The 24,444-nt window shown below is 63.9% G+C and carries 28 protein-coding genes; 12 read left to right on the forward strand and 16 right to left on the reverse strand.

Annotated features, from left to right (window positions below):
• Window positions 1-5 precede the first annotated feature (5 nt).
• Window positions 6-866 (reverse strand): GyrI-like domain-containing protein, encoded by an 861-nt coding sequence (locus AAHK21_RS25775; protein ID WP_367858786.1) that lies wholly within the window; start codon window positions 864-866, stop codon window positions 6-8.
• A 299-nt stretch (window positions 867-1,165) separates the two neighbouring features.
• Between AAHK21_RS25775 and dkgB the strand changes: the two genes are divergently transcribed.
• Together dkgB and AAHK21_RS25785 are read left to right on the forward strand one after the other, a co-directional pair.
• Window positions 1,166-1,969 (forward strand): 2,5-didehydrogluconate reductase DkgB, encoded by an 804-nt coding sequence (gene dkgB, locus AAHK21_RS25780; RefSeq protein ID WP_367858787.1) that lies wholly within the window; start codon window positions 1,166-1,168, stop codon window positions 1,967-1,969.
• 58 nt (window positions 1,970-2,027) lie between these two features.
• Complete coding sequence (locus AAHK21_RS25785; RefSeq protein ID WP_367858788.1) at window positions 2,028-3,209, forward strand: MFS transporter; 1,182 nt, start codon at window positions 2,028-2,030, stop codon at window positions 3,207-3,209.
• A 72-nt stretch (window positions 3,210-3,281) separates the two neighbouring features.
• Here the strand turns inward: AAHK21_RS25785 and ahpF are convergent, their stop codons facing one another.
• The 7 genes from ahpF to AAHK21_RS25820 form a co-directional block, all read right to left on the reverse strand.
• Window positions 3,282-4,844: an alkyl hydroperoxide reductase subunit F gene (gene ahpF, locus AAHK21_RS25790; protein WP_367858789.1), complete on the reverse strand. Its 1,563-nt coding sequence runs from the start codon at window positions 4,842-4,844 to the stop codon at window positions 3,282-3,284.
• Window positions 4,845-5,112: 268 nt separating this feature from the next.
• Window positions 5,113-5,676: an alkyl hydroperoxide reductase subunit C gene (gene ahpC, locus AAHK21_RS25795; RefSeq protein WP_023631141.1), complete on the reverse strand. Its 564-nt coding sequence runs from the start codon at window positions 5,674-5,676 to the stop codon at window positions 5,113-5,115.
• Between the two features lie 256 nt (window positions 5,677-5,932).
• The gene (gene gorA / locus AAHK21_RS25800) at window positions 5,933-7,288 is read right to left on the reverse strand and encodes a glutathione-disulfide reductase (RefSeq protein WP_367858790.1); all 1,356 of its coding nucleotides are present in this window, start codon (window positions 7,286-7,288) and stop codon (window positions 5,933-5,935) included.
• A 273-nt stretch (window positions 7,289-7,561) separates the two neighbouring features.
• Window positions 7,562-8,401 carry a UTP--glucose-1-phosphate uridylyltransferase GalU gene (gene galU / locus AAHK21_RS25805; protein ID WP_367858791.1) on the reverse strand — a complete coding sequence of 280 codons (840 nt, stop codon included), beginning with the start codon at window positions 8,399-8,401 and terminating at the stop codon, window positions 7,562-7,564.
• A 223-nt stretch (window positions 8,402-8,624) separates the two neighbouring features.
• A complete protein-coding gene (locus AAHK21_RS25810) occupies window positions 8,625-9,539 on the reverse strand; it encodes a c-type cytochrome (protein WP_367858792.1) in 915 nt (304 codons plus the stop codon).
• A complete protein-coding gene (locus AAHK21_RS25815) occupies window positions 9,536-10,186 on the reverse strand; it encodes a cytochrome c (RefSeq protein ID WP_023631138.1) in 651 nt (216 codons plus the stop codon). Before AAHK21_RS25815 ends, AAHK21_RS25810 begins: the two co-directional genes overlap by 4 nt.
• Window positions 10,187-10,331: 145 nt before the next feature.
• Complete coding sequence (locus AAHK21_RS25820) at window positions 10,332-10,691, reverse strand: hypothetical protein (RefSeq protein WP_367858793.1); 360 nt, start codon at window positions 10,689-10,691, stop codon at window positions 10,332-10,334.
• Between the two features lie 161 nt (window positions 10,692-10,852).
• On the opposite strand from AAHK21_RS25820, the gene AAHK21_RS25825 reads away from it, so the two are divergent.
• The 4 genes from AAHK21_RS25825 to AAHK21_RS25840 all read left to right on the forward strand — a co-directional run bounded on the left by AAHK21_RS25825 (window position 10,853) and on the right by AAHK21_RS25840 (window position 13,044).
• A complete protein-coding gene (locus AAHK21_RS25825) occupies window positions 10,853-11,155 on the forward strand; it encodes a DUF1883 domain-containing protein (RefSeq protein ID WP_046855131.1) in 303 nt (100 codons plus the stop codon).
• A gap of 7 nt (window positions 11,156-11,162) precedes the next feature.
• Entirely contained in the window at window positions 11,163-11,333 is a 171-nt protein-coding gene (locus tag AAHK21_RS25830) for a hypothetical protein (protein WP_094011390.1), read from the forward strand.
• Between the two features lie 33 nt (window positions 11,334-11,366).
• Window positions 11,367-12,440 (forward strand): NAD(P)H-dependent flavin oxidoreductase, encoded by a 1,074-nt coding sequence (locus tag AAHK21_RS25835; protein ID WP_367858794.1) that lies wholly within the window; start codon window positions 11,367-11,369, stop codon window positions 12,438-12,440.
• A 91-nt stretch (window positions 12,441-12,531) separates the two neighbouring features.
• Complete coding sequence (locus AAHK21_RS25840; RefSeq protein ID WP_367858795.1) at window positions 12,532-13,044, forward strand: cysteine hydrolase family protein; 513 nt, start codon at window positions 12,532-12,534, stop codon at window positions 13,042-13,044.
• An 81-nt stretch (window positions 13,045-13,125) separates the two neighbouring features.
• On the opposite strand, the gene AAHK21_RS25845 is transcribed toward AAHK21_RS25840, so the two are convergent.
• The 5 genes from AAHK21_RS25845 to AAHK21_RS25865 all read right to left on the reverse strand — a co-directional run bounded on the left by AAHK21_RS25845 (window position 13,126) and on the right by AAHK21_RS25865 (window position 17,499).
• Window positions 13,126-13,263 (reverse strand): hypothetical protein, encoded by a 138-nt coding sequence (locus AAHK21_RS25845; RefSeq protein WP_231867481.1) that lies wholly within the window; start codon window positions 13,261-13,263, stop codon window positions 13,126-13,128.
• A gap of 49 nt (window positions 13,264-13,312) precedes the next feature.
• Window positions 13,313-13,456, reverse strand: coding sequence for a hypothetical protein (locus AAHK21_RS25850; protein WP_023630030.1), 144 nt, complete (start codon window positions 13,454-13,456; stop codon window positions 13,313-13,315).
• A gap of 130 nt (window positions 13,457-13,586) precedes the next feature.
• Window positions 13,587-14,489, reverse strand: coding sequence for a DMT family transporter (locus AAHK21_RS25855; RefSeq protein ID WP_367858796.1), 903 nt, complete (start codon window positions 14,487-14,489; stop codon window positions 13,587-13,589).
• A gap of 337 nt (window positions 14,490-14,826) precedes the next feature.
• Entirely contained in the window at window positions 14,827-17,025 is a 2,199-nt protein-coding gene (locus tag AAHK21_RS25860) for an OsmC domain/YcaO domain-containing protein (RefSeq protein WP_367858797.1), read from the reverse strand.
• 129 nt (window positions 17,026-17,154) lie between these two features.
• Entirely contained in the window at window positions 17,155-17,499 is a 345-nt protein-coding gene (locus AAHK21_RS25865) for a hypothetical protein (RefSeq protein ID WP_023630028.1), read from the reverse strand.
• A 296-nt stretch (window positions 17,500-17,795) separates the two neighbouring features.
• Here AAHK21_RS25865 and AAHK21_RS25870 point away from each other — a divergent pair, with 296 nt between their 5' ends.
• Complete coding sequence (locus tag AAHK21_RS25870; RefSeq protein ID WP_367858798.1) at window positions 17,796-18,476, forward strand: phytanoyl-CoA dioxygenase family protein; 681 nt, start codon at window positions 17,796-17,798, stop codon at window positions 18,474-18,476.
• Here AAHK21_RS25870 and AAHK21_RS25875 read toward each other — a convergent pair.
• Entirely contained in the window at window positions 18,463-18,666 is a 204-nt protein-coding gene (locus tag AAHK21_RS25875; protein ID WP_367858799.1) for a DUF1289 domain-containing protein, read from the reverse strand. The genes AAHK21_RS25870 and AAHK21_RS25875 overlap by 14 nt on opposite strands.
• Window positions 18,667-18,780: 114 nt before the next feature.
• On the opposite strand from AAHK21_RS25875, the gene AAHK21_RS25880 reads away from it, so the two are divergent.
• From AAHK21_RS25880 to nhaA, 4 genes are all read left to right on the forward strand, one after another.
• A complete protein-coding gene (locus AAHK21_RS25880; protein WP_367858800.1) occupies window positions 18,781-19,233 on the forward strand; it encodes a thiol-disulfide oxidoreductase DCC family protein in 453 nt (150 codons plus the stop codon).
• Entirely contained in the window at window positions 19,230-19,613 is a 384-nt protein-coding gene (locus AAHK21_RS25885; RefSeq protein WP_367858801.1) for a DoxX-like family protein, read from the forward strand. Before AAHK21_RS25880 ends, AAHK21_RS25885 begins: the two co-directional genes overlap by 4 nt.
• Before the next feature lie 55 nt (window positions 19,614-19,668).
• The gene (locus tag AAHK21_RS25890) at window positions 19,669-19,815 is read left to right on the forward strand and encodes a hypothetical protein (RefSeq protein ID WP_367858802.1); all 147 of its coding nucleotides are present in this window, start codon (window positions 19,669-19,671) and stop codon (window positions 19,813-19,815) included.
• Between the two features lie 284 nt (window positions 19,816-20,099).
• Window positions 20,100-21,302: a Na+/H+ antiporter NhaA gene (gene nhaA, locus AAHK21_RS25895; RefSeq protein WP_367858803.1), complete on the forward strand. Its 1,203-nt coding sequence runs from the start codon at window positions 20,100-20,102 to the stop codon at window positions 21,300-21,302.
• Between the two features lie 32 nt (window positions 21,303-21,334).
• Here the strand turns inward: nhaA and AAHK21_RS25900 are convergent, their stop codons facing one another.
• Entirely contained in the window at window positions 21,335-22,750 is a 1,416-nt protein-coding gene (locus AAHK21_RS25900; protein ID WP_367858804.1) for a PLP-dependent aminotransferase family protein, read from the reverse strand.
• Between the two features lie 148 nt (window positions 22,751-22,898).
• On the opposite strand from AAHK21_RS25900, the gene AAHK21_RS25905 reads away from it, so the two are divergent.
• Window positions 22,899-23,369: a RidA family protein gene (locus AAHK21_RS25905; protein WP_046855121.1), complete on the forward strand. Its 471-nt coding sequence runs from the start codon at window positions 22,899-22,901 to the stop codon at window positions 23,367-23,369.
• Window positions 23,370-23,399: 30 nt separating this feature from the next.
• Here the strand turns inward: AAHK21_RS25905 and AAHK21_RS25910 are convergent, their stop codons facing one another.
• Window positions 23,400-24,164, reverse strand: a complete 765-nt coding sequence (locus AAHK21_RS25910) for an SDR family oxidoreductase (protein WP_367858805.1) — start codon at window positions 24,162-24,164, stop codon at window positions 23,400-23,402.
• Window positions 24,165-24,444 lie beyond the last annotated feature (280 nt).

Raw genomic sequence — 24,444 nt, forward strand, 5'->3', positions numbered from 1 at the left:
GCGCGCTAGCGCAACGGCACATAGATATCCGTCTGCCACTGCTCCAGCGGCGTCTGCGGGTAGATGCTCAGGTAATGGAAGAACAACGGGTGATCGCGCAGTTCCTCACCACTTCCCGGCAGCCAGTCGCGGTAGATCGGGTAGATCGTCTCGCCGATGTGGTCCGGAGAGCCGACATGGCGCACCACTGCGCAGCGCCCAGCGGGCAGGCTCGACTCGCAGACGCCTTGAGCGTTCGGCGCCACGGCCTCATGGATTTCCCCGCAGATGGCAAAGCGGAAGTCTTCCGGCGCGGTAGTGTCCGGATTGTTGTAGGGGATGCCGAAGCTGCGACTGCTGGCCACGGGCGATTGCCCGCTGCTCATGCGCCAGTCGATGAACCGGCGCACGGATTCGCTGACCTGGCTCGGCGGCCCCCGATGTTCGAGCGCGGCAAGGCGCACGGCGGCGAAATCGACGATTCGTACCTGCATGGTGATGCTCCTGGAAAAATGAGGAATGGCAAACACCGTATTCCATACCTGCCAGTCCGGCCGGCGGCGAAACGCGCTGGGCGCATGCCCGAAGGCCCGCCTGAACGCCCTGCTGAATGCCTCGGGGCTTTCGAACCCAGCCGCCAGGGCCGCGTCCAGCACCGAGTGTTCGGGCTGGCCGAGCAACCGATGCGCGGCACGGCGCAGGCGCATCAGTTGCACATAACGGGCAACCGGGACGCCCACATAGGCACTGAACTGACGATGAAAATGAAACGCCGAAAAATGTGCCACGGCGCTCAAGGTCTCCACCGACAGGTCACCTTCGAGGTTGTCCTCGATATAGGCAAGCACGGTCTCGAACCGCTGCTGGTAAAGGGCATTGACTGACAAATCAGGTTGCTCCTGGAAATACGGCAGGCCACAGCTTCGTCGATCCTGCCATGACCCCGCCTAGCCGGACTTGCTCAATCACAACATTCTCAGGTAGTCCTGGCCTGGCCGCGATCACTAGCAAAGCCGGTGCTATCCAGCGTATCTGCCGCACGCGTGTACGCCATTATTGTCACGCTCTGATCACAACCCAACCTCGCATTCATGACTCCAGCTCAAAGGACCTTGTTTTGCCGAGGCCTTAATCAATCCCGCCGAACCGCGCACACTGCACGCATTCACTCGACAGGAGCACATCCATGAGCATTCCATCCTTTGGCCTGGGTACCTTCCGCCTCACCGGCCAGGCCGTCATCGACTCGGTCAGTGCTGCGCTGGAGCTGGGCTACCGCGCCATCGACACCGCGCAGATCTACAAGAACGAAGCCGAGGTCGGCCAGGCCATCGCCGAGAGCGGCGTGCCGCGCGACGAATTGTTCATCACCACCAAGATCTGGGTCGACAACTACGCCGCCGACAAACTGATCCCCAGCTTGAGCGAGAGCCTGGCCAAGCTGCGCACCGAGCATGTCGACCTGCTGCTGATCCACTGGCCGGCCCCTGGCAATGGCGTCGAGCTGCCCGAATACATGCAGGCCCTGGCCGAGGCCAAGCGCCAGGGCCTGACCCGCCAGATCGGCATCTCCAACTTCAACATCGAACTGACCCGCCAGGCCATCGCCGTGGTCGGCCAGGGCGAGATCGCCACCAACCAGATCGAGCTCAGCCCGTATCTGCAAAACCGCAAGCTCACCGCCTTCCTCGCGGAACAAGGCATCACCACAACCTCCTACATGACCCTGGCCTATGGCAAGGTCCTGAAGGATCCGCTGCTGGCGCAAATCGCCGCCAAGCACAAGGCGACAGTGGCCCAGGTGGCCTTGGCCTGGGCATTGCAACTGGGCTACGCGGTGATCCCTTCATCGACCAAGCGCGAGAACCTGGCCAGCAACCTGCTCGCCCAGAGCCTGCGCCTGGACGCCGACGACATGACGCGCATCGCCACCCTGGAGCGCGACGGCCGTGAAGTCAGCCCGGACGGCCTGGCACCGGCCTGGGACTGATATCCTTCGGGCATGGAGGCCCACCTCCCTGATTTCAACCGCTTTTTCGGAGCTCCCAATGAGCACGCTTTCCCCCGGACGGGTACTGTTCGCCCTGGCCATCGGCGCCTTCGGCATCGGCACCACCGAGTTCACCCCCATGGGCCTGCTGCCGGTGATCGCCGACGGCGTCGGCGCCAGCATTCCCAGCGCCGGCATGCTGATCACCGCCTATGCCATCGGCGTCATGGTCGGCGCGCCGATCATGACCTTGCTGTTCAGCCGCTTCGGCAAGCGTGCCGCGCTGATGATGCTGATGGGCATCTTCACCCTCGGCAACCTGCTGTCGGCGCTGTCGCCGGACTACTACACCCTGCTTGTCTCGCGTCTGATCACCAGCCTCAACCATGGCGCCTTCTTCGGCCTGGGCGCGGTGGTGGCCGCCAGCGTGGTGCCCCGGGACAAGCAGGCCAGCGCCGTGGCCACCATGTTCATGGGCCTGACCATCGCCAACATCGGCGGCGTGCCGGCCGCCACCTGGCTCGGCCAGCAGGTCGGCTGGCGCATGGCCTTTGCCGGCACCGCGGTGCTGGGCCTGATGGCCATCGCCGCCCTGTGGTATGCGCTGCCCAAGGGTGAGCGCGGCAACGTGCCCCATGTCCGCAAGGAGCTGGCGGTAATCGCCCGCCCCAACGTGCTGCTGGCCATGGCCACCACCGTGCTCGGCGCAGGCGCCATGTTCACCCTGTACACCTATGTCGCACCGGTGCTCGCCGAGCTGACCGGCGCCTCCGCCAGTTTCGTCACCCTTGGCCTGGTGCTGATTGGCGTCGGCTTCACCTTGGGCAACAGCCTGGGTGGCAAGCTGGCCGACTGGTCGCTGGACGGTGCCGCACGGATCTTCCTCGGCGCACTGGCGGCGATCATGCTGCTGATGCCGCTGGTACTGGGTAGCCATGTCGGCGCGGCGCTCGCGCTGCTGGTCTGGGGGGTATTCACCTTCGCCGTGGTTCCGCCGCTGCAGATGCGGGTGATGATCGCCGCGGCCGAAGCGCCGGGGCTGGCGTCGTCGATCAACGTCGGCGCGTTCAACCTGGGCAATGCCGTGGGCGCGGCTCTGGGTGGCGCGGTGATCAGACTGGACCTGGGTTACGCGGCGGTGCCGATGGCCGGTGGCCTGCTGGCGGCGGCCGGGTTGCTGCTGGTGTGGCTGGGCGGGCGTGGCAAGGCCACCGACGAGGCCTTGGGCAAGCCGGCCTGAGACAGCCGAAACAAACTAGAACGCCGCCATCCCCAAGGGATGGCGGCGTTCTAGCGTTGCAACCGCAGGCGGTCAGGCCGGGGCCGAAGTGCGGATCAAGTGATCGAAGGCGGCCAGCGAAGCCTTGGCGCCCTCGCCCACGGCAATGACGATCTGCTTGTATGGCACCGTGGTCACGTCACCGGCGGCGAACACACCCGGGATGCTGGTCTGGCCCTTGGCGTCGACGATGATCTCGCCGCGCGGCGACAGCTCCACGGTGCCCTTGAGCCAATCGGTGTTGGGCAGCAAGCCGATCTGCACGAAGATGCCTTCCAGCGCCAGGTCATGCAGCGCCTCGGTGCTGCGGTCCTTGTAGCGCAGGCCGGTGACCTTTTCACCGTCGCCGACCACTTCGGTGGTCAGCGCGCTGGTGATCACCTTGACGTTCGGCAGGCTGTGCAGCTTGCGCTGCAACACGGCGTCGGCACGCAGCTGGCTGTCGAACTCGATCAGGGTCACCTGGGCAACGACACCGGCCAGGTCGATGGCCGCTTCCACGCCGGAGTTGCCGCCACCGATCACCGCCACGCGCTTGCCCTTGAACAGCGGGCCGTCGCAGTGTGGGCAGTAGGCCACGCCGCGAGCGCGGTACTGCTGCTCGCCTGGCACGTTCATTTCACGCCAGCGGGCACCAGTGGCCAGGATCACGGTCTTGGCCTTGAGCGAGGCGCCGCCGGCCAGGCGCACTTCGTGCAGGCCGCCGTCGCTGGCCGGGATCAACGCTTCGCCGCGCTGCAGGTTCATGATGTCGACGTCGTATTGCTTGACGTGCTCTTCCAGCGCCGTGGCCAGCTTCGGCCCTTCGGTTTCCTGCACCGAGATGAAGTTCTCGATGGCCAAGGTGTCGAGCACCTGGCCGCCGAAACGCTCGGCCGCAACACCGGTACGGATGCCTTTGCGCGCGGCGTAGATCGCTGCGGCAGCACCGGCCGGGCCACCGCCGACCACCAGTACGTCGAAGGCGTCCTTGGCGTTGATCTTCTCGGCCTGGCGGGAGCCGGCATTGGTGTCGATCTTGCCAAGAATCTCTTCCAGCCCCATGCGGCCCTGGCCGAACACTTCGCCGTTCAGGTAGATGCTCGGCACGGCCATGACCTTGCGGGCTTCGACTTCATCCTGGAACAACGCGCCGTCGATGGCGACGTGGCGGACATTGGGGTTGAGCACCGCCATCAGGTTCAGCGCCTGGACCACGTCCGGGCAGTTCTGGCACGACAGCGAGAAGTAGGTCTCGAAGGTGAACTCGCCTTCCAGCGCCTGGATCTGCTCGATCACTTCGGCACTGGCCTTGGAGGGATGGCCACCGACTTGCAGCAGCGCCAGCACCAGGGAGGTGAATTCGTGGCCCATGGGGATACCGGCGAAGCGCAGGCTGATATCAGACCCTGGGCGGTTCAGCGAGAACGAAGGGCGACGGGTGTCGGCGCCGTCCGCGCTGAAGGTAATCAGGTTCGACAGGCCGGCGATTTCCACCAGCAGGTCGTGCAATTCGCGGGACTTCGCGCCGTCGTCGAGGGAGGCAACGATCTCGATCGGCTGGGTGACCCGCTCCAGGTAGGTTTTCAGTTGCGATTTAAGCGTGGCGTCCAACATACGGGCGATTCCTTTTTCAAAACTCGGATACAAAAACGCCCAGGCGAGGTCGCCCGGGCGTTTTTACGGGGCGGTAACTGCTTCAGCTTTGGCGGCTGTCTACCGCCCGCGATTGGCGCATGGTCGGATTTTCGTTCGAGAAGTGCCTGCGCGGCGATCAGGCAAGGCGAAAACAGGCGAGGAAGCGGAGTTGACAGGTTGTCAATGAGCATTCCGAGCCTGTTTTCAACGCAGCATGGTCGTCGCGCAGGCGCTTATCGGGCGAAAATTAGATCTTGCCGACCAGGTCGAGCGACGGTGCCAGAGTGGCTTCGCCTTCTTTCCACTTGGCCGGGCAGACTTCGCCTGGGTGAGCGGCAACGTACTGGGCAGCTTTGACTTTACGCAGCAGCTCGGCAGCATCGCGGCCTACACCACCGTCGTTCAGTTCGACGATCTTGATCTGGCCTTCCGGGTTGATCACGAAGGTACCGCGATCGGCCAGGCCGGCTTCCTCGATCAGCACGTCGAAGTTGCGCGAGATGACGTGGGTCGGATCACCGATCAGTGGGTACTTGATCTTGCCGATGGTGTCCGAGGTGTCGTGCCAGGCTTTGTGGGTGAAGTGGGTGTCGGTGGACACGCCGTAGATTTCCACGCCCAGTTTCTGGAACTCGGCGTAGTTGTCGGCCAGGTCGCCCAGCTCGGTCGGGCAGACGAAAGTGAAGTCGGCCGGGTAGAAGAATACGACCGACCACTTGCCTTTCAGGTCGGCTTCGCTGACCTGGACGAACTCGCCGTTGTGGTAGGCGGTGGCGTTGAACGGTTTGACCTGGCTGTTGATGATAGGCATGAGAGACGCTCCTTCATGGATTGAATTTCAATGGGTTGAAATCAGTTGACGGAGAGAATCCTAACCGCTGGTCCCGTTAAAGGCTCATTGGCAAAGCTCATGCTCGCGATTGGTTTTGGCTATAAGGCGGGATTATTAATAGAAGGGATTGGGCTGAGCAAAGGATTGCGCGGGGTCAAAAGCATCGCGGGGCAAGCCCGCTCCCACGCCCGGCGATACCTGGCGTGGGAGCGGGCTTGCCCCGCGACAAGGCGTATCAGCGAGTGACGGTACGCATGGTCACGAATTCTTCGGCCGCGGTCGGGTGCACGCCGATGGTTTCGTCGAACTGCTGCTTGGTCGCCCCGGCCTTCAGGGCGATACCCAGCCCCTGGATGATTTCGCCGGCATCCGGGCCGACCATGTGGCAACCCAGGACCTTGTCGGTCTCGGCGTCGACCACCAGCTTCATCAGGGTCTTCTCCTGGATGTCGGTGAGGGTCAGCTTCATCGCCCGGAAGCGGCTCTCGAAGATCTGCACCTTGTGCCCGGCGGCCAGCGCCTGCTCCTCGGTCAGGCCCACGGTGCCGATCGGCGGCTGACTGAACACCGCTGTCGGGATGTTCTGGTAATCGACAGGACGGTACTGCTCAGGCTTGAACAGACGTCGGGCCACGGCCATGCCTTCGGCCAGGGCCACCGGCGTCAGTTGCACCCGGCCGATCACATCGCCGATGGCCAGTATCGAAGGCTCGGTGGTCTGGAACTGCTCATCGACTCGGATAAAACCACGCGGATCCAGCTCCACCCCGGTGTTTTCCAGGCCCAGGTTGTCCAGCATCGGCCGCCGGCCGGTGGCGTAGAAGATGCAATCGGCCACCAGCTCGCGACCATCCTTGAGGGTGGCCTTGAGGCTGCCGTCATCGAGTTTGTCGATGCGCTGGATATCGGCGTTGAACTGAAGGTCCATGCCGCGCTTTTCCAGTTCTTCCTTCAGGTGCGTGCGCACCGAGCCGTCGAAGCCGCGCAGGAACAGGTCGCCGCGATACAGCAGCGTGGTAGCGGCGCCCAGGCCCTGGAAGATGCCGGCGAACTCCACGGCGATATAGCCGCCACCCACTACCAGCACGCGACGTGGCAATGCCTTGAGGTAGAAGGCTTCATTGGAGGTGATCGCCAGTTCCTTGCCGGGGATATCGGGCACCTGTGGCCAGCCACCGGTGGCGATCAGGATGGTGGCCGCCGTGTAGCGCTGGCCCTCGACCTCCACTTCATTGGCGCCGGTGATCCGGGCATGCCCCTGCAGCAGGGTGACGCCACTGTTGACCAGCAAGTTGCGATAGATGCCGTTGAGGCGCTCGATCTCGCGGTTCTTGTTGGCGATCAGCGTACCCCAGTCGAAATGCCCCTCCTCGAGGGTCCAACCGAAGCCCGCGGCCTGTTCCAGCTCGTCGGCCACATGGGCGCCGTACACCAGCAGTTTCTTCGGCACGCAGCCGACGTTGACGCAGGTGCCCCCCAGGTAACGGCTCTCGGCCACCGCCACCCTGGCACCGAAGCCCGCGGCGAATCGCGCCGCGCGCACACCGCCGGAACCGGCACCAATCACGAACAGATCAAAATCGTAGGCCATGCATTCAGTCTCCTAGGCAGGCGCCCAGCATAGCGCCGTTGCCTGCCACAGACAAAAAAGCCACCCCGAGGGGCAATGCCAGTCAGTTAAGCGTTAGGGGCCGCTTTGCGGCCCATCGCCGGCAAGCCGGCTCCCACAATTGCTGCGCAGGACTCAAGAATTGCGCGGTCCCTGTGGGAGCCGGCTTGCCGGCGATGGGCTGCAAAGCAGCCCCAGTGACGCTAACTAACAAGTATTACCCCGAGGGGTGGCTTCTGGACCTGCCGGGCGAACTCAGTACGCCTTGCCGGTCTTGTAGAAGTTCTCGAAGCAGAAGTTGGTCGCCTCGATGTAGCCTTCGGCGCCACCGCAGTCGAAACGCTTGCCCTTGAACTTGTAGGCGATCACGTTGCCTTCGGCGGCCTGTTTCATCAGCGCGTCGGTGATCTGGATCTCGCCGCCCTTGCCTGGTTCGGTCTGTTCGATTTTCTCGAAGATATCCGGGGTCAGGATGTAACGGCCGATGATGGCCAGGTTCGACGGTGCGTCTTCCGGCTTCGGCTTCTCGACCATGGAATCCACGCGGAAGATGCCGTCCTTGATCTCTTCACCGGCGATAACGCCGTACTTGTTGGTTTCCTGCGGGTCGACTTCCTGGATGGCAACGATCGAGCAGCGGTACTTCTTGTACAGCGCGACCATTTGCGCGAGCACGCCATCACCTTCGAGGTTGACGCACAGGTCGTCAGCCAGTACCACGGCGAACGGCTCGTCACCGATCAGCGGGCGGCCGGTGAGGATAGCGTGGCCCAGGCCTTTCATTTCGGTCTGGCGGGTGTAGGAGAACGAGCACTCGTCCAGCAGACGACGGATGCCGACCAGGTATTTTTCCTTGTCGGTGCCCTTGATCTGGTTTTCCAGCTCGTAGCTGATGTCGAAGTGGTCTTCCAGGGCACGCTTGCCACGGCCGGTGACGATGGAAATTTCATTCAGGCCGGCGTCCAGTGCTTCTTCAACGCCATACTGGATCAGTGGCTTGTTGACCACCGGCAGCATTTCCTTGGGCATGGCTTTGGTAGCGGGCAGGAAACGAGTGCCGTAACCGGCTGCCGGGAACAAGCATTTCTTGATCATATACGTCCTTAACAAGGGCTTTGCGTACGAAATTCGGCGCAGTCTAATCAGGCGGCGGTCACCTTACAATGCCCCCCCGCAGCGGCCGATGCCATCATAGAGACATTCCAGTGTAGTTAGTTCCGCAAGGGCATGGATATTAAGCGCCCGACGGCTTGCCACAGAGCCGGCCCGCACCCGTGAAACGACCATGGCTGCGGGCTTGGCCTTTCATCGGATCGGCTCAGCCACCAACGCCCTGCCCGATCAACACGCCATCGACTTTCTGCCCATACAGGTTGACCCCATCGTTGGCATGGAACTTCAGCCGGGTCTTCTCGATCGAGCCCTCGACCAGGCGCGGATCCTGCGGCCGCTCATGGCGATTGATCCAGGCTGCCACGTCCCAGGCCTGCTGGTCGCTCAGGCTGCCGGGCTTGCCCAATGGCATGTTGTACTTGATGAACGACGCCGCCGTGTTGATCCGGTGCATGCCGGCCCCCCAGTTGTACGAGTCCTTGCCCCACAGCGGCGGCATCACGTACTCCCCGGCCACCTTCTGCCCTTCGCCGTTGCCGCCGTGGCAGATCGCGCATTGTTCGTCATACACCTGCTTGCCGCGCTTGAAGTCGTAGCCATCCTTGGGCTTCGGCACTTCCGGGTAGCCGCGACCGGCGATCTCCACCCCCGTCGGCGCCTGGGTCGACAACCAGTAGGCATAGACGCTCAGCGCAGTCATCTGCGGGCTATCGGCCGCCGGCGGCTTGCCATTCATGCTGAAGCTGAAACAGCCCTGGATGCGTTCGGCGAAGGTGTTGACCTTGTCGTTTTTCTTGCGATACGCCGGGTACATCGGATAGGCGCCCCAAAGCGGCGCGGAATGGAACAGGCGGCCCTGGTCGAGATGGCAGTTGCTGCAGTTCAAGCCATTGCCAACGGCTTCGGGCATCAGCCTGCGGGTATCGACGAACAGCGCATGCCCTTCACGGACCATCTTGCCGAAAGCGTTGTCCGGAATGGCGCTTTCCGCGGGCGGTACGAATTGCGGAGCCGCCTGCACGCCCGGCACCTTGAGCTGGGACTGGTCTTCCATGGCGATAGGGGTGGCCTGGGCAGCGCCCATGGCCAGCAGCAACAGGCTTGGCATAAGGGTTTTCATGGCTTGGCCTCCTGGCTTGCCGGCTGTGCGAAGTAGTCGGCAACCGCCTTGACCTCGGCATCGGTCATCGCTTTGGCGACATCCACCATCAGCTGGTTGGGGTCGTTGCTGCGGCTGCCATCGCGCCAGGCGTTGAGCTGTGCCACCAGGTAGCCGGCCGGCTGCCCGGCCAACGGTGGGAAGTGCTCGCCGACACCGCTGCCACCCGGGCCATGGCACTGCACGCAACCGGGAATCTTGCGGCTCCAGTCGCCATAGATGGCCAGGCGGGCCACCGGATCAGTGGCAATCTGCTGGCGGCGCGTGTCAGGTGCGGTATCGGCCGGCAGCTTGGCGAGGTAGGCGCTGATCGCTTCGATTTCCGCATCGTCCAGGGCCTTGGCCAGGGGCTCCATCACCGCCTGCTTGCGGCTGCCACTGCGAAAGTCCTGCAATTGCTTGCTCAGATAACCGGCAGGCAAGCCGGCCAAGCGGGGAAAGCCGGCGGCGGCGATGCCTTTGCCGTCCGGGCCATGACAGCCGAGGCAAGCCATGGCGGCGGGATTCTGCCCGCCCTGATTGAAGATTTTCTGGCCGTCGGCAGCGTGCGCCGAGGGCCAGGCCAAGATCAGCAGGCTGCCGATCACGACATGGCTCAGGGGTTTCATCACGGAGGCTCCATTTCCTTGTTATAAGCTTAGGCTCAAACGATATAAGCCCAGAAATACTAGGCCTATTCCCCGGCCTGCGACAACGTGCCGCCGGGAAGGAAAATGGCAATACGCCAGCTAATTACCGATTAACTGAGCTGGATCAAGAACCGGAGATGCATTGGGTTGCGGCAGTGCGCACATCGCCCAGGCGCAGCGGGAAGTTGTTCAACCGCTCATAGACCTTGATCGCGCTGCCGCTGCCGCGCTTGTCGATATCGAGCAACGCCGCCGGGCCCACGCCAGCCGACAGCTTCTGCGGCACGGTCAGGCGCAGGTTTTCCCCGCGCACCTCCTCTTGCAACGGATCGCGCGTTTCAGCCAGCTTGCGCTTCACGCAGTCAGCGTATTCACGTGGCGTCTTGCCAGAGATCACGTCCAAGGTGGCGTGGGACTGCTCGAGTTCCGTCACGCTGACACAGCCTCCCAATGCCAGCACCGCTGCCGCTATTACCCATTTCATGCACACACTCTCCAACTTCAAAGTCATCCTCTGACCACGTCCAGGCGTTTTTGCTCCCACGTCTGGCGGAAATCTCCTTGGCTTGGTCAGCCCGGGCGCAAGTGTAACCTCACATCGTGATATCTTTCGCGTTTGCAGAAACAATCCTTGCGGAGCGCCCCATGAAATTCGTACACCAGCGCGAACACCTGAACGAGGACGATATCGTCGTCATCGAGTGTTCCCAGCGCTGCAACATCCGCCTGATGAACGACGCCAACTTCCGCAGCTTCAAGAATGGCGGCCGGCATACCTACCACGGCGGCCACTTCGAGAAATTCCCGGCGAAGATCACCGTTCCCAGCACCGGTTTCTGGAACATCACCATCGACACCGTGACCACCCGCCCGATCTCCGTGACGCGCAAGCCAACCCTGACCCACAAGATCAAGATCATTCGTCGCTCGTCGTCGAAACTCGGATGAGGCCAGCATGACCCAGACCATCAAGTACGTGATCAAGTACAAGCTCGACGGCGAACGCCGCTGGGATTTCGCCCTGATGCCCGACGCCTCCCTGGAGCAGGCGCAGGAAGCCCTGCGCAAGATCCATGGCGACGACGCCGACAAGATCAGCGACATCCAGGTCAGCAAGGCCCTGTAGCTACTCTGGCCCACCGCACTCAAGGAGTCGCCCATGAGCACCTGGCAAGACCGCCGCATCCTCGATCTGCTTGGTATCGAGCTACCCATTCTCCAGGCGCCCATGGCCGGCGCCACCGGCTCAGCCATGGCCATTGCCGTCGGTAAAGCCGGGGGCCTGGGCGCCCTGCCCTGCGCCATGCTCTCCAGCGAGCAGCTGCGTGGCGAAATCGGCGCCTTCCGCGCCGCCTGCCAGGGTCCGCTCAACCTGAACTTCTTCTGCCATCAACCGCCGACGCCAGACCCTGAGCAAGACGCTCGCTGGAAACAGGCGCTAAAGCCCTTCTACGAGGAAGTCGGCGCGGACTTCGAGGCGCCGACGCCGGTGTCCAATCGCGCGCCCTTTGACGAACAAAGCTGCAAGCTGGTGGAGGAACTGCGCCCGGAAGTGGTCAGCTTCCACTTCGGCCTGCCAGCGCCGGCGTTGCTGCAGCGGGTCAAGGCGGCAGGCGCCAAGGTGCTGTCCAGCGCCACCACGGTGGAGGAAGCGATCTGGCTGGAACAGTACGGCTGCGACGCGATCATCGCCATGGGTTATGAAGCCGGCGGCCATCGCGGCATGTTCCTCAGCAACGACATCACCAGCCAGATCGGCACCTTCGCCCTGGTGCCGCAGATCGTCGACGCGGTGAGCCTGCCGGTGATCGCGGCAGGCGGCGTGGCCGATCACCGCGGCCTGCTCGCCGCCCTGGCCCTGGGCGCCTCGGCCGTGCAGATCGGCACCGCCTACCTGTTCTGCCCCGAAGCCAAGGTGTCACCTGCGCACCGCCGCGCCCTGGACAACGCCCCCGCCAGCGATACCGCGCTGACCAACCTGTTCACCGGCCGCCCGGCCCGCGGCATCAACAACCGCCTCATGCGCGAGCTGGGCCCGATGAGCGCCCTCGCCCCGCGCTTCCCGTTGGCCGGCGGCGCGCTGATGCCGCTGCGCGCGATCACCGACCCGCAAGGCAACAGTGATTTCAGCAACCTGTGGTCCGGGCAGGCATTGCGCCTGGGAAGGCCTATGGGTGCAGAGGCACTGACCCGCGAAATTGCAGGCGAGGCCCTGAAGCGGATTGTCCGGTGAACGCGACACGTTCATAGAGAGGCCCTTGCCGCAATAACCCGGCGTGCGGCGGTATACTCGCCAGCTTTCGAACCTCGCCCGGGAAACCGTTATGCAGCAAGTCCTGCTCATCGTCGATGTGCAATCCACCTTCAGCCCTTCCGAGAAACTGGTGGACGGCATCCGCGTGTTGTCCGCGCACATCCCCACGATCGCCTCGGTCGAGCTGCACGACGAGCAGGTCACGCCGTTCCAGCGCCAGCTCGGTTGGCACCCGGCCAGCGAGGACGTGGCCCTGGTCGAGGCGGACAAGGTGTTCGTCAAGCATGGCTATGGCCAGACCGCCGAGACGCTCGACTACATCAAAAGCCTCGGCGTTGAACGCGTGCTGGTCTGCGGGCTGCAGACCGAGACCTGCGTGCTGGCCGCAGGCTTCGCCCTGTTCGATGCGGGGCTCACCCCGACACTGGTCACCGACCTGACCATGGGTTCCTCGCTGGACCGCTCCGGGCAGTTGGGCATCGACCTGTGGAAACACCATTTCGGTCATGTCACCACCGCCGCCGAGGTGCTGGCCGGGCTGCACGATCAGCGAGATGTTCCAAGCCCCTCGAATACGCAGTGATCGTTGTGCAGCCAGCCCGGCCTGGCTTCGCCCGTTATCCGCAGCGCAAGCTCGCGCCTGACGTCTCAGGCGGCCATGGAGTCAAGGGCACTCGCAGGTGGAAGGCCCGAACACAGGCCCCGCGCAAGGGTCTTTGCCCGGGCCGAACACCGGGCATGACGCCTGGGCCGTCACGGAAAAGCCCCACAGCAGCAGTACAGCCAACATGACTTTCTTCATGGGTAACCTCCTGGTCAATGATTGATGCTTCCCTGCACTTTCGCTGTGATCAGCGCTCGCACACGCAGGTCGTCGGGCCCAGCACCGGGCCGGCACAAGGGTCCTCCCAGGGTCCCAGTACCGCGCAATCGGCCTGCGCCGTCATCGAGCACATCCACAGCAGTATCGCGCCAGCCAGCATTTTCCTGTTCATCCAACCCTCCTTGGGCCTATCCCTGACGATCCTTCCCCAACGGGCGACAACCGCTCGCCGGGCCCGCAACAGCTAAGACCAGCCCCGCTCATTGCGCCACTGTGGTTCATCGTCGCACCAGGGCCACGGCTCAGTGCGTCGGCGCCTTGCGCCAGGCGCAGCACACGGTCGCCAGCACGATCAATGCCGCCCCCGCGGCCATGCGTGGTGATGGCTGTTCAGCGAACAACCACCAGGCACCGGCGATGGCATACACCGGCTCCAGGGCCAGGATCATGCCCGCCGTGCGTGCCTCCAGGCCGTCGAGGCTCTTGACGAACAGGAACTGCGCAAGCCCGGTGCAGAACACGCCCAGCAAGGCGAGGTTGACCCAGTCGGCGCCATCCAGGCGGGCTCCTTCCAGGTGGTTGAACGCAAGCGGCGCCACCAGCAGTGCCACCACCAGGTTCTGCCAGAACGCCACCTGCATCGCGTTCATGCCAGCCGGGCGACGGCGGTTGGCCACCGCCAGCAAGGCGAACGACAGCCCCGAGGCCAGGCCCCACAGCAAACCCTGGGTGCCACTGTCGAGCAGATCGAACGACGGCACCACGAGTACCAGACCTGCCGTGACCATCAGCAGCAACAGCGTCTCGACGGCACCAATGCGTTCACGGAACACCAGCACATCGATCAGTGCGATAAAGGCCGGGAAACTGGCAAAGCCCAGGGTGGCCACCGCCACACCCCCGGCCTTGACGGCCACGAAGAAGGTCAGCCAGTGCGCCGCCAGCAATGCGCCAGTCAGCACCAGTACCGTCAGATTGCGCCGCTTCAACGCATCGAGCAGGCGGGTACCCTTGAGCCCGGCGACAAAGCCCAGGGCAATGAAGGCGAAGGTGGCGCGGCCAACGGTGATCAGGCTGGCATCGGCCTGGATCAGCGCGCCGAGGATGCCGGTCAGGCCGAACAGGATCGCCGCGAGATGGGCGACAAGCAATGCATTGCGATGGCCGCCCGATGTATCGGCGGCGGAAACGGAAGTAGCGATCATGGCAGTCAAGTCTCACAAACGCGCACGTCGCTGCCGTGGCCGGCCGCGTGTGCGTCATGGGTTTTTGGGGCTGTAGTTGTGGGGCGCCGCAGCGTTGGAATTGTGAGGCGAGGCTGCTTACTCGAATCTGTTGCGCCAGCCAGCCCTTGGCGCGGGGTTGACCGATGGATCAATTATTCAGATCCAAGAGCCACGCAAGCAGATTGGCGCAGACAGGTGCTTGTCTGATTGCGACGTATCATGCGACGGGAAACGACAAAGACAATGCGCGCCTACAGAGAACTCCGTTGCAAATGAAAAGGGCCGCTTTACGCGGCCCTTGGCATTCAAGACGTGATCAGCTGTTTAACCCGGCCGCCCTCGCCCGTGCGGCGTGCAGCTTCTTGTAGCTCTCGACCAGGCGCAGGTGGCGGTCCAGCCCCTCGAGCTTCATGCTGGTGGGGGTCAAGCCATGGAAACGCACGCTGCCGTCCACCGAGCCCAGCACCGCGTCCATCCGCTCGTTGCCGAACATGCGGCGCAAGTTGGCCTCGTAGTCGGCCATCTCCAGCTCATCGTCCAGCACCACCTCCAGCACCACGTTCAGCGCCTGGTAGAACAGCCCGCGCTCGACGGTGTTGTCGTTGAACTGCAGGAACATCTCGACCAGCTCCTTGGCGTCCTCGAAGCGCTGCAGCACCAGGTGAATCAGCAGTTTCAACTCGAGGATGGTCAGCTGGCCCCACACCGTGTTGTCGTCGAACTCGACGCCGATCAGCGTGGTGATGGTGGTGTAGTCGTCGACCTCGGCATTGTCCAGACGCTTGAGCAGCAGCTTCAGCGAGCGGTTGTCCAGCTTGTGCAGATTGAGGATGTCGGAACGGAAACCCAGCGCCCGGTTGGTGTTGTCCCAGATCAGGTCCTCGACCGGGTAGATCTCCGAATAACCCGGCACCAGGATGCGGCAGGCGGTGGCGCCAAGGTCGTCGTACACGGCCATGTACACCTCCTTGCCCAGGTCCTCGAGGATGCCGAACAGCGTCTGCGCCTCCTGCTGGTTGGAGTCCTCGCCGTGGCCCGAGAAGTCCCACTCGACGAACTCGAAGTCGGCCTTGGCGCTGAAGAAGCGCCACGACACCACGCCGCTGGAGTCGATGAAGTGCTCGACGAAGTTGTTCGGCTCGGTCAGCGCAAGGCTGTCGAAGGTCGGCTGCGGCAGATCGTTCAGGCCCTCGAAGCTGCGGCCCTGAAGCAGTTCGGTGAGGCTGCGTTCCAGCGCCACCTCGAAGCTCGGATGGGCACCGAACGAAGCGAACACGCCGCCGGTGCGCGGGTTCATCAGGGTCACGCACATCACCGGGAACTCACCTCTCAGCGACGCGTCCTTGACCAGCACCGGGAAGCCCTGCTCCTCGAGCCCCTGGATGCCGGCGACGATGCCCGGGTACTTGGCCAGTACCTCCTGCGGCACGTCCGGCAGGCACAGCTCGCCTTCGAGGATCTCGCGCTTGACCGCCCGCTCGAAGATCTCCGACAGGCACTGCACCTGGGCCTCGGCCAGGGTGTTGCCGGCGCTCATGCCGTTGCTCAGGTACAGGTTCTCGATCAGGTTGGACGGGAAGTACACCGTCTCGCCGTCCGACTGGCGCACGAACGGCAGCGAGCAGATACCGCGCTCCTTGTTGCCCGAGTTGGTGTCGTACAGGTGTGAACCGCGCAGCTCGCCGTCGGGGTTGAAGATCTCCAGGCAGTAATCATCGAGGATCTCGGCCGGCAGCGCGTCCTTGGGCCCAGGCTTGAACCACTGCTCGTTGGGGTAGTGCACGAACGCGGCGTTGGCGATGTCCTCGCCCCAGAACTGATCGTTGTAGAAGAAGTTGCAGTTCAAGCGCTCGATGAACTCACCCAGCGCCGAGGCCAGCGCCGCTTCCTTGGTCGCGCCCTTGCCGTTGGTGAAGCACATCGGCGACTGCGCGTCGCGCACGTGCAGCGACCAGACGTTGGGCACGATGTTGCGCCACGAGGCGATCTCGATCTTCATCCCCAGCTCAGCCAGCAGGGCAGACATGTTGGCGATGGTCTGCTCCAGCGGCAGGTCCTTGCCGGGGATGTAGGTGGTGGTGTCCGACACCGGCATCAGCAATGCCTGGGCATCGGCGTCGAGGTTGTCGACCTCCTCGATGATGAACTCGGGGCCGGTCTGCACCACTTTCTTCACGGTGCAACGGTCGATGGAGCGCAGGATGCCCTGGCGGTCCTTCTCGGAAATGTCCTCGGGCAGCTCGACCTGGATCTTGAAGATCTGGTTGTAGCGGTTCTCGGGGTCGACGATGTTGTTCTGCGACAGGCGGATATTCTCGGTCGGAATGTCGCGGGTCTGGCAGTACAGCTTGACGAAGTACGCCGCGCACAGGGCCGACGAGGCCAGGAAGTAGTCGAACGGCCCCGGGGCCGAGCCGTCGCCCTTGTAGCGGATCGGCTGGTCGGCGATCACCGTGAAGTCGTCGAACTTGGCTTCGAGACGGAGGTTGTCGAGAAAATTGACCTTGATTTCCATGCGAGGGGGTACCAGGAAGCGGGGCGGAAAATGGCGGGTATTATCCGGGATTCGCCGGCGAATGTCTTGGCATACCGCCGGACGAGCCGCAACGGGTCGCGCGGGCATCTTTCATGGCTTCGCCAGCCGCTACTCCGCCCGAAAGCTCCAGACGATCTCGACCACCCGCGAAGCCAGCACCAGGTAAAGCAAACACAGGATCACCTGCAGCGCCGTGTGATAAGGCAGTTTGGCCAGCCGGTGCAAGGTATCGCTGACATTCAGCAGCAACAACAGCGCCGATACCAGGATCAGCCCCCAGCCAGTAAAACTGGACACCCACAAGCCCAGCAGGATCTGCTGGTCACCGTGAATCGCCTCGGTGCCTGCGGCGAACAGCAGCGCGCACACCAGCAGGTTCTTCAAGTTGTCGAACACCTTGGCGCTGAGGTCGGCGTCGAGCAGTGCCAGGTACTTTTGCCAGAGTCTGCGCATGGGCCTCTCCTACGGATACAGGTGATGTACGCAAGTCTAGGCTCTGTACGAAATGTATCTGCACTCGCCCATACTGCGTTGAAACGGGGCTCGGAATGCTCATGTACTCCAGTACAGTCGGGCGCGACCCCGGCCGTTCCTCCCCCCGTTTCGCCTTGTCTGGCCTTCGCGCAGACACATTTCGTACAGACCCTAGAAGTGATTGGCCAAGTGCACGCTACCCATGGCGCTCGCAAAAGCCGACCAGGCTCACTACCCTTGGCCAACACACGACTGACAGGGATAACGGGAGTGCCATGCCCCATCACCAACAGCTCCACCAGGCGGGCTACGCCCTGCTCCGCCAGGCGATCCCGGCACAATGGCTGGACGAGCTGCGTCGGGTGTTCGAGGCCGGGGTGAAACCCTCGGAACACTGGCCAGTGCCCCGCGCCCGGGACTGGCGCCATGCGCAACTGGATGGCGCAGCAGCGGTCCACGCCGTTTGCCGCTTGCCGCATGTGCTGGCAGCGGTTGGCGCGTTGATCGGCGAACGGTTCTTCCTCTACCAGGTCGAGGGGCGCGCCCCCGTTGCCGGGGGTGGCCATCAGCGCCTGCACCGTGACCTGTCGGCGCAGCGCCCGGGCGACACGGTGGGGGTGATGGTCTACCTGGACGATTACGGCCCGGACAACGGAGCCACCCGTATCGTCCCCGGCAGCCATCGCCCCGCCCCGGACGCGCCACCTTTCGACTTCAGTGACGAATCACGCAGCGTCCAGCTTGCCGGGCGAGCGGGCGACGCCCTGGTGTTCGATGTCGACCTGGTACATGCCGGCAGCCTGAACGCCAGCGGTGCACCGCGCCGCGCACTGCTGATCGGTTATGCCGCCGACCCGCTGTATGCCGTGTTTCAGGAAACCGCGCATCTGCGTGGCGTCCAAATGGACACGCAGCAACGCTTCGAACCCTCGGACTACCCGTTCACGACGCCATGACCTGGCGCTTGGCGTTCTTCTTGACGATGGCCTTCATCCGCACCGCCGCGCGCTGCACGGTCGCCATCTTTTCCGGGCGCTTCATGCCGCGCCATTTGCGGATCTCGTCCCGGGTCCGGCCACAGCTGACGCACAGCTCGCTGTTGAGTTGGCATAGCGAAACGCAAGGGTTGTCGATGTCTTTGGCCATGGCACACTCCACTTTTGGGGGCGCATCATACTGGCTTCGGTCCACAGGGTGCATGCGCCTTCGCCTACCTGACCGCTATACAATACCGCCCCACCGCCTGAACGGAATCAAGCCATGCCCGCTGCCCTGAAACGCCCTACCCCTGCGCCACTGCTTGCGCCAGGAGAAACCGTCTTGCTGTTCGACGGTGTATGCAAGCTGTGCAACGGCTGGGCGAAATTCGTGATCCGCCATGATCGCCATCAACGCATCCGCCTGGCCACGGTGCAGTCAGCGCAAGGCCAGGCGCTGCTCGCCTGGGCGGGCCTGCCGATAACGGCGTTCGACACCATGGCGGTGATCCGTGACCAGAACTGCTGGGTACGCTCCGCGGCGTTTTTCGAAATCGTCCGGCAACTGCCCGGCGCCTGGCCGCTGCTGCGGGTACTGCGTATATGCCCGCAGGGGCTACGGGACTGGCTGTACGATCGCGTGGCATTCAATCGCTATCGCCTGTTCGGCAAGCACGACCAATGCCTGCTACCGAGCCCAGACCACCAGCGACGCTTTCTCGAGGACCAGCCATGAACCGCCTGCGCCAGGTGCACTGGCTGGCGCGCGCCAGCCTGGCGTTCATCTTCGCCTACCACGGGCTGGTGCCCAAGCTGCTGTTTCTCAGCCCCGATGAGCAGTTGTTGTTGCAGGCTCACGGACTCGGGCATGCAGCCTGGCTGTCACAAATTGCCGGCGTAGCTGAACTGGTACTCGCCGCACTGCTGCTGATGCCGAGCCTGGCCTGGCCGTTGCTGGTCGCCGCGGGCGTGCTGCTTGGGCTGCTGGTGGATGTGGCGGTGATGCAGCCGTCGATGCTGGTGGACGCCTTCAACCCGGTCTCGCTGAACGTGGCAGGCATGGCACTGTGCGCCGTGGCGTGGACCTCAAGGCAGGGCCCTACCCCTGACGGCTAACGAAGCGCCCTGCGCAGCAGTCGGAACTGCAGGCCCTCAGCAAGGAAACCGCCCCATGGCCGTACTGCTCGCTGCCTTCATCACCCTGTTCATGCTGCTCGCAGGCGCAATGGTACAGTCGTCGGAAGGCCGCAGTGCCGCACCTTCACCTGGCAACATTTGGACGCAAAATGTTGGCGCATATCTTCGCCCGCATCGCTAGAATGGCCGCCTGGCGTGTGCTGCGTGCGCCCGGGAGCCTTCCCGAATACGGAGAACATTCATTTGTTTTCCGTGAGATCCGTCCATGTTGCACGCATGCCCCCATTCCCCATGGCCCTTCCTGCCCCGTGTCTTCACGGCGTGGGTTGCTGCGCCGCATTCCCCATCCTTCTTCTCGCCCTTCGCCGCAGTGGCCCGTCCAGTCCGGAGCCAGCGTCTCGCCGTGTCCGTTGCCCGCCGCGCCACTGCCATTGCGAGGGTGATGCCATGAACGAGGACCGTTACATGACTGCACCCCTTCCAACCCTCAAGCCGCGCTCGATGCTGCGTCACCTGCTGGCCACCGAAGCGGCCGGCGGCGTATTGCTGATGTTCACCGCCGCGCTGGCCATCGTCATCGCCAACAGCCCCTGGGCCAATGCCTACCAGCACCTGCTGCACCTGCCCGTCGGCCCGGTACTGACCGACAAACTCGGCCCGATGACCGTGCACATGTGGATCAACGATGGTCTGATGGCGATCTTCTTCCTGCTGGTGGGCCTGGAGATCAAGCGCGAGCTGGTCGACGGCCGCCTGGCCAGCTGGGAGCAACGCCGCCTGCCGGCACTGCCGGCACTGATGGGCATGGCCGTGCCGGCGCTCATCTACCTGGCGGTGGCTGGCGGTGAACCCGGGCTGTCCAACGGCTGGGCGATCCCCGCCGCCACCGACATCGCCTTCGCCGTCGGCGCCCTGGCCCTGCTCGGGCGACATGCGCCGCTGTCGCTCAAGGTGATGCTGGTGTCGGTGGCGATCATCGACGACATGGGCGCGGTGGCGATCATCGCGGTGTTCTACACCTCGTCGCTGAACCTGCTGGCACTGGCCGCTGCCGCCGGCATCATCGCCATCCTGCTGGCCTGCAACCGCCTGCGCGTGGTCAGCCTGTGGCCCTACCTGATCGGCGTGGCCGCGCTGTGGTACGTGACCCTGCTGTCAGGCGTGCACGCCACCATCGCCGGTGTGGTCGGCGCCCTGTTGATCCCGTACAGCACAGGCAGCAGCGAGGCCCGCGAGGCCAGCCCGCTGCTCAAGCTGGAGCATGGCCTGGCGCCGTGGGTCGGTTTCCTCATCGTGCCTGCTTTCGGCTTTGCCAACGCTGGCGTCTCGTTCGGCGACCTGGGCCTTGACGACATCTTTGCCCCGCTGCCGCTGGCCATTGCCCTGGGCCTGCTGCTGGGCAAGCAGCTCGGCGTGTTCGGTGGCGTGCTGCTGGCGGTCAAGACCGGCCTGGCCAGCAAACCCCAAGGCGCCAGCTGGCTGCAGATCTACGGCGTGGCAATGCTCTGCGGTATCGGCTTCACCATGAGCCTGTTCATCGGCGAACTCGCCTTCCCGGGCCAGGCGGAGAAGATCGATGCGGCCAAGATCGGCATCTTGTTGGGCTCGTTGCTGTCGGCAATCATTGCCTGCCTGATCCTGCGATTTGCGCCCAAGCAGGCCGCTTGAAGTAGCCCCACGGCCCGCGCCTGCTCGACAGCTCAGTGGCTGTCGAGCAGGCACAGAAAGGTGTCGCGGACCTTCACATTGTCACTGTGACCGACATTGAAACGCATGAATGCCCGGGCATCGGCCTGGGCGCTCAGCAAGGTGCCAGGTGACAGCACCAGACCATGCTGCAAGCCGCTCATGGCGATGGCCTCGCCATCGACACAGGCGGGTAGCCGGGTCCACAGGAACAGCCCCTCCCCTTGGCACGACGCCACCTCGCACCCTGCCTCGCGCAACCAGCCAGCTACCCGCCCACTGGCCTCATGCAGCCGGTCGACGACCCTGCGCGTATGCCGCTCATAGCTCCCCTCGGTCAGCAGGCGATGAATCACCTGTTCGGTCAGCTCGGACGTCACACCGCCGCACTTCATCTTGAGCAGCGTCAGTTGCCCCGCCAGTTCGGCGCCCACGGCCAGGTAACTGACGCGACAATTGGCAGTGAGGGTCTTCGAGTAGCCGCAGACATAGCTGACATTGTCCAGGCCACCCACCCCTGCCAGGCGGGGCGTGCGTTTATGCTGGATATCGCAGTACAGATCATCCTCGATGACGTGCACCCCATAGCGCTGGCACAGCTCCAGCAGGCGGTGGACCTGCAATGCCGAAAAGGAATGCCCAGTCGGATTGTGCAAGGCACTGTTGGTCAGGTAGACCCGCGGGCGATGGGCAATCAGCAGTTGCTCGAAAGCCACGAAATCGATGCCTTCCACCGATCGCGCCACGCAAACCGGGCGGGCGCCGTGGTAATGCAGGTTGGCGCGGAAGTTGAAATAGCACGGGTCGTCGACCAGAACGCTGTCCCCCCTGCGCAGGATCAGGCGCAACAGCATGTCCACGCCTTGCATGGTGTTGGCGGTGGTGACGATCTGCTCGACCGGGACATCGATGCCCAAGGTGCCGAGCTTGAGGCGCAGCCATTGACGCAGCGGCAGGTAGCCTGCCGCCGAGCCATACTCTCCCATGCGCAACTCGCTGGCCCGCAGGCACCCGCGCATGGCCTTGAGCAGGGTATCCACGGGCATCCATGAGGGCGGCAGGAAGCCGCAGCCGGGGCGCAACATGCCGTTGTCCGTCAGCAGTGCGTGACGGAGCACGCTCACCGGGTCCTGGGGCAGCAGATTGCGCACAGCCTCCGTGCCCATGACCTGGGCATCGCGTGCCACATAGTGGCCAGCGCCCTGGCGCGATACCACCAGCCCGGTGGCGCGCAGTCGGTCCAGGGCTTCCACCACCGTGGACTTGCTCACCCCCAACAGCTCGGTCAACTCGCGAATGGGCGGCAACCGCACCCCCGGGGCCAAAGCCCCATGCCCGATGGCTTTGCTAAAACCCTCGGCAATCTGCTGCACCAGCGGTTGTCCCGGCTGGAGTTCGATGGCGGCGATCACCGCGCGCTGTCGCTGCATTGTACTGGTCGTCCCGGCAGTAAAGTTCAGAGGTTTCCATCCGAAGTTGCCCTGCCCCTGCGGCCAGCGCCTTTCTACTATGCATCGGCATCCGGCTTGCGCCTAGCGCATACCGCCCCGAGGCCATGAAGAGACCGAGAAGCGCCCTATGTCCCGTGAAGCACAGTTTGCCGCGATACTTGATCAGCTGGGTTACTCCTTCGAAGCAGGGTTGAAACTCGGTGGTGACTACGCCGCCACCGTGCGCCATGAAGGCGTTGTGTACGTCAGCGGGCAGATCCCGCGCATTGACGAAGAGGTGATCCACCCCGGCCGGGTGGGGAGCGAAGTCAGCCTGAAGGATGCACGCACCGCGGCCATGGTCAGCGCCCTGCGCTGCCTGGCATTGGTGCGTGAACAGGTTGGCTCGCTGGATAACATCCGCGCCATACTGCGCATGACCGTGTTCGTGCAGTCGGCCGAAGCGTTCACCCGGCAGAGCGAGGTGGCCAACGGTGCTTCGCAGGTCTTGTACAGTGTGTTTGGCGAAGCCGGCGCTCATACACGAACTTCGGTCGGCGTGCTCAGGCTGCCGAAGAATGCCCCCGTGGAAATCGACCTGATCGCTGCGGTGACGTGATGCCCCAGGCATGGCGTGCTATCGCACGCCTCAGCCGCGCACCACCGATACCCCGCCATCCACCACCATCGCCGACCCGGTCATGAAGCTTGATGCGTCCGAGGCCAGGAACAGTGCCGCCTCGGCGATTTCCTCCGGCCTGGCCAGGCGTTTGAGGGCGTGCAACCCTTCGACATGGGCCTGGGCCTCGGGGCTGCTCATCACACTGCGGCCCATCGGCGTGTCGGTACCGCCCGGCAGCAACGCATTGGCGCGTATACCCCGGGCGCCCTGCTCCGCCGCGATGACCTGGACCAGGCCGACCAGGCCCGCCTTGCTGGCCGCATAAGCAGCCATGCCCGGCATGCCCACCGTGTGGCCGACGAAGGTCGAGGTGAAGATCAGCGAGCCACCGCCACGGGCCAGCAGTGCCGGAATCTGCGCCTGCGCGCAGAGGAAAGCGCTGGTCAGGTTGGTATGCAAGGTGTGTTGCCAGGCGTCCAGCGTCAGCTCGGGAACGGCAGCCAACTCACCGAGGGTGCCTGCATTGTTGAAGGCGATGTCCAGGCCACCGAAGCGCGACACCGCCGTGTCCACCAGTTCCCTGGCCAGCGCCGCATCGGTGATGTCACCGGCCACCGTAAAGACCCGGCCGTGTCCGGCTGCCGTGATGTCCGCCGCCAACTGCTCGAGCTCGGCCTGGCGCCGCGCTGTGAGCACCAGATTGGCGCCGTGCCGGGCGAACAGTTTCGCCGCCGCACGGCCGATGCCGGAGCTGGCACCGGTGATGATTGCCACTTTGCCTGCCAGTTGCATGATCTGTACCTCGTCCTGAAGGTGATTTGCAGGGTGCGCGGGTACTATCGGGTGCGGTACGGGGGGATGCTCTCCGTTTCTTGCGGACTGTGGTCAGCCGACAGCAAGATGAAGATTCGACGAGTCAGGGGGAGCACTGGTCAAGGGCGAGGCGCCTCCGCAAGCTTACGTGCAGTCATCGAACCCATGCCCAGACATCTGCGGCACCACTACCGACACCTCGCGACGAACTGCCGCGAGATGGCCGGGGTACAGTAATGCAAGACTTGTACTCGCTCTT

The sequence above is a fragment of the Pseudomonas sp. TE50-2 genome, from assembly GCF_040813665.1.
In the GTDB taxonomy this organism is placed as follows: domain Bacteria; phylum Pseudomonadota; class Gammaproteobacteria; order Pseudomonadales; family Pseudomonadaceae; genus Aquipseudomonas; species Aquipseudomonas soli.

Excerpts from the sequence above, each read along its gene's own strand:
- ahpC (WP_023631141.1), bottom strand. The coding sequence starts at position 5,676 with ATGCCTATCATCAACAGCCAGGTCAAACCGTTCAACGCCACCGCCTAC.
- AAHK21_RS25890 (WP_367858802.1), top strand. The coding sequence starts at position 19,669 with ATGGCCGTACTGCTCGCTGCCTTCATCACCCTGTTCATGCTGCTCGCA.
- AAHK21_RS25910 (WP_367858805.1), bottom strand. The coding sequence starts at position 24,164 with ATGCAACTGGCAGGCAAAGTGGCAATCATCACCGGTGCCAGCTCCGGC.
- AAHK21_RS25840 (WP_367858795.1), top strand. The coding sequence starts at position 12,532 with ATGCAGCAAGTCCTGCTCATCGTCGATGTGCAATCCACCTTCAGCCCT.
- AAHK21_RS25820 (WP_367858793.1), bottom strand. The coding sequence starts at position 10,691 with ATGAAATGGGTAATAGCGGCAGCGGTGCTGGCATTGGGAGGCTGTGTC.
- ahpF (WP_367858789.1), bottom strand. The coding sequence starts at position 4,844 with ATGTTGGACGCCACGCTTAAATCGCAACTGAAAACCTACCTGGAGCGG.
- AAHK21_RS25900 (WP_367858804.1), bottom strand. The coding sequence starts at position 22,750 with ATGCAGCGACAGCGCGCGGTGATCGCCGCCATCGAACTCCAGCCGGGA.
- AAHK21_RS25880 (WP_367858800.1), top strand. The coding sequence starts at position 18,781 with ATGCCCGCTGCCCTGAAACGCCCTACCCCTGCGCCACTGCTTGCGCCA.
- dkgB (WP_367858787.1), top strand. The coding sequence starts at position 1,166 with ATGAGCATTCCATCCTTTGGCCTGGGTACCTTCCGCCTCACCGGCCAG.
- AAHK21_RS25830 (WP_094011390.1), top strand. The coding sequence starts at position 11,163 with ATGACCCAGACCATCAAGTACGTGATCAAGTACAAGCTCGACGGCGAA.
- gorA (WP_367858790.1), bottom strand. The coding sequence starts at position 7,288 with ATGGCCTACGATTTTGATCTGTTCGTGATTGGTGCCGGTTCCGGCGGT.
- AAHK21_RS25865 (WP_023630028.1), bottom strand. The coding sequence starts at position 17,499 with ATGCGCAGACTCTGGCAAAAGTACCTGGCACTGCTCGACGCCGACCTC.
- AAHK21_RS25870 (WP_367858798.1), top strand. The coding sequence starts at position 17,796 with ATGCCCCATCACCAACAGCTCCACCAGGCGGGCTACGCCCTGCTCCGC.
- AAHK21_RS25905 (WP_046855121.1), top strand. The coding sequence starts at position 22,899 with ATGTCCCGTGAAGCACAGTTTGCCGCGATACTTGATCAGCTGGGTTAC.
- AAHK21_RS25810 (WP_367858792.1), bottom strand. The coding sequence starts at position 9,539 with ATGAAAACCCTTATGCCAAGCCTGTTGCTGCTGGCCATGGGCGCTGCC.
- AAHK21_RS25785 (WP_367858788.1), top strand. The coding sequence starts at position 2,028 with ATGAGCACGCTTTCCCCCGGACGGGTACTGTTCGCCCTGGCCATCGGC.
- AAHK21_RS25845 (WP_231867481.1), bottom strand. The coding sequence starts at position 13,263 with ATGAAGAAAGTCATGTTGGCTGTACTGCTGCTGTGGGGCTTTTCCGTG.
- galU (WP_367858791.1), bottom strand. The coding sequence starts at position 8,401 with ATGATCAAGAAATGCTTGTTCCCGGCAGCCGGTTACGGCACTCGTTTC.
- AAHK21_RS25825 (WP_046855131.1), top strand. The coding sequence starts at position 10,853 with ATGAAATTCGTACACCAGCGCGAACACCTGAACGAGGACGATATCGTC.
- AAHK21_RS25875 (WP_367858799.1), bottom strand. The coding sequence starts at position 18,666 with ATGGCCAAAGACATCGACAACCCTTGCGTTTCGCTATGCCAACTCAAC.
- AAHK21_RS25860 (WP_367858797.1), bottom strand. The coding sequence starts at position 17,025 with ATGGAAATCAAGGTCAATTTTCTCGACAACCTCCGTCTCGAAGCCAAG.
- AAHK21_RS25815 (WP_023631138.1), bottom strand. The coding sequence starts at position 10,186 with ATGAAACCCCTGAGCCATGTCGTGATCGGCAGCCTGCTGATCTTGGCC.
- nhaA (WP_367858803.1), top strand. The coding sequence starts at position 20,100 with ATGACTGCACCCCTTCCAACCCTCAAGCCGCGCTCGATGCTGCGTCAC.
- AAHK21_RS25835 (WP_367858794.1), top strand. The coding sequence starts at position 11,367 with ATGAGCACCTGGCAAGACCGCCGCATCCTCGATCTGCTTGGTATCGAG.
- AAHK21_RS25885 (WP_367858801.1), top strand. The coding sequence starts at position 19,230 with ATGAACCGCCTGCGCCAGGTGCACTGGCTGGCGCGCGCCAGCCTGGCG.
- AAHK21_RS25850 (WP_023630030.1), bottom strand. The coding sequence starts at position 13,456 with ATGAACAGGAAAATGCTGGCTGGCGCGATACTGCTGTGGATGTGCTCG.
- AAHK21_RS25855 (WP_367858796.1), bottom strand. The coding sequence starts at position 14,489 with ATGATCGCTACTTCCGTTTCCGCCGCCGATACATCGGGCGGCCATCGC.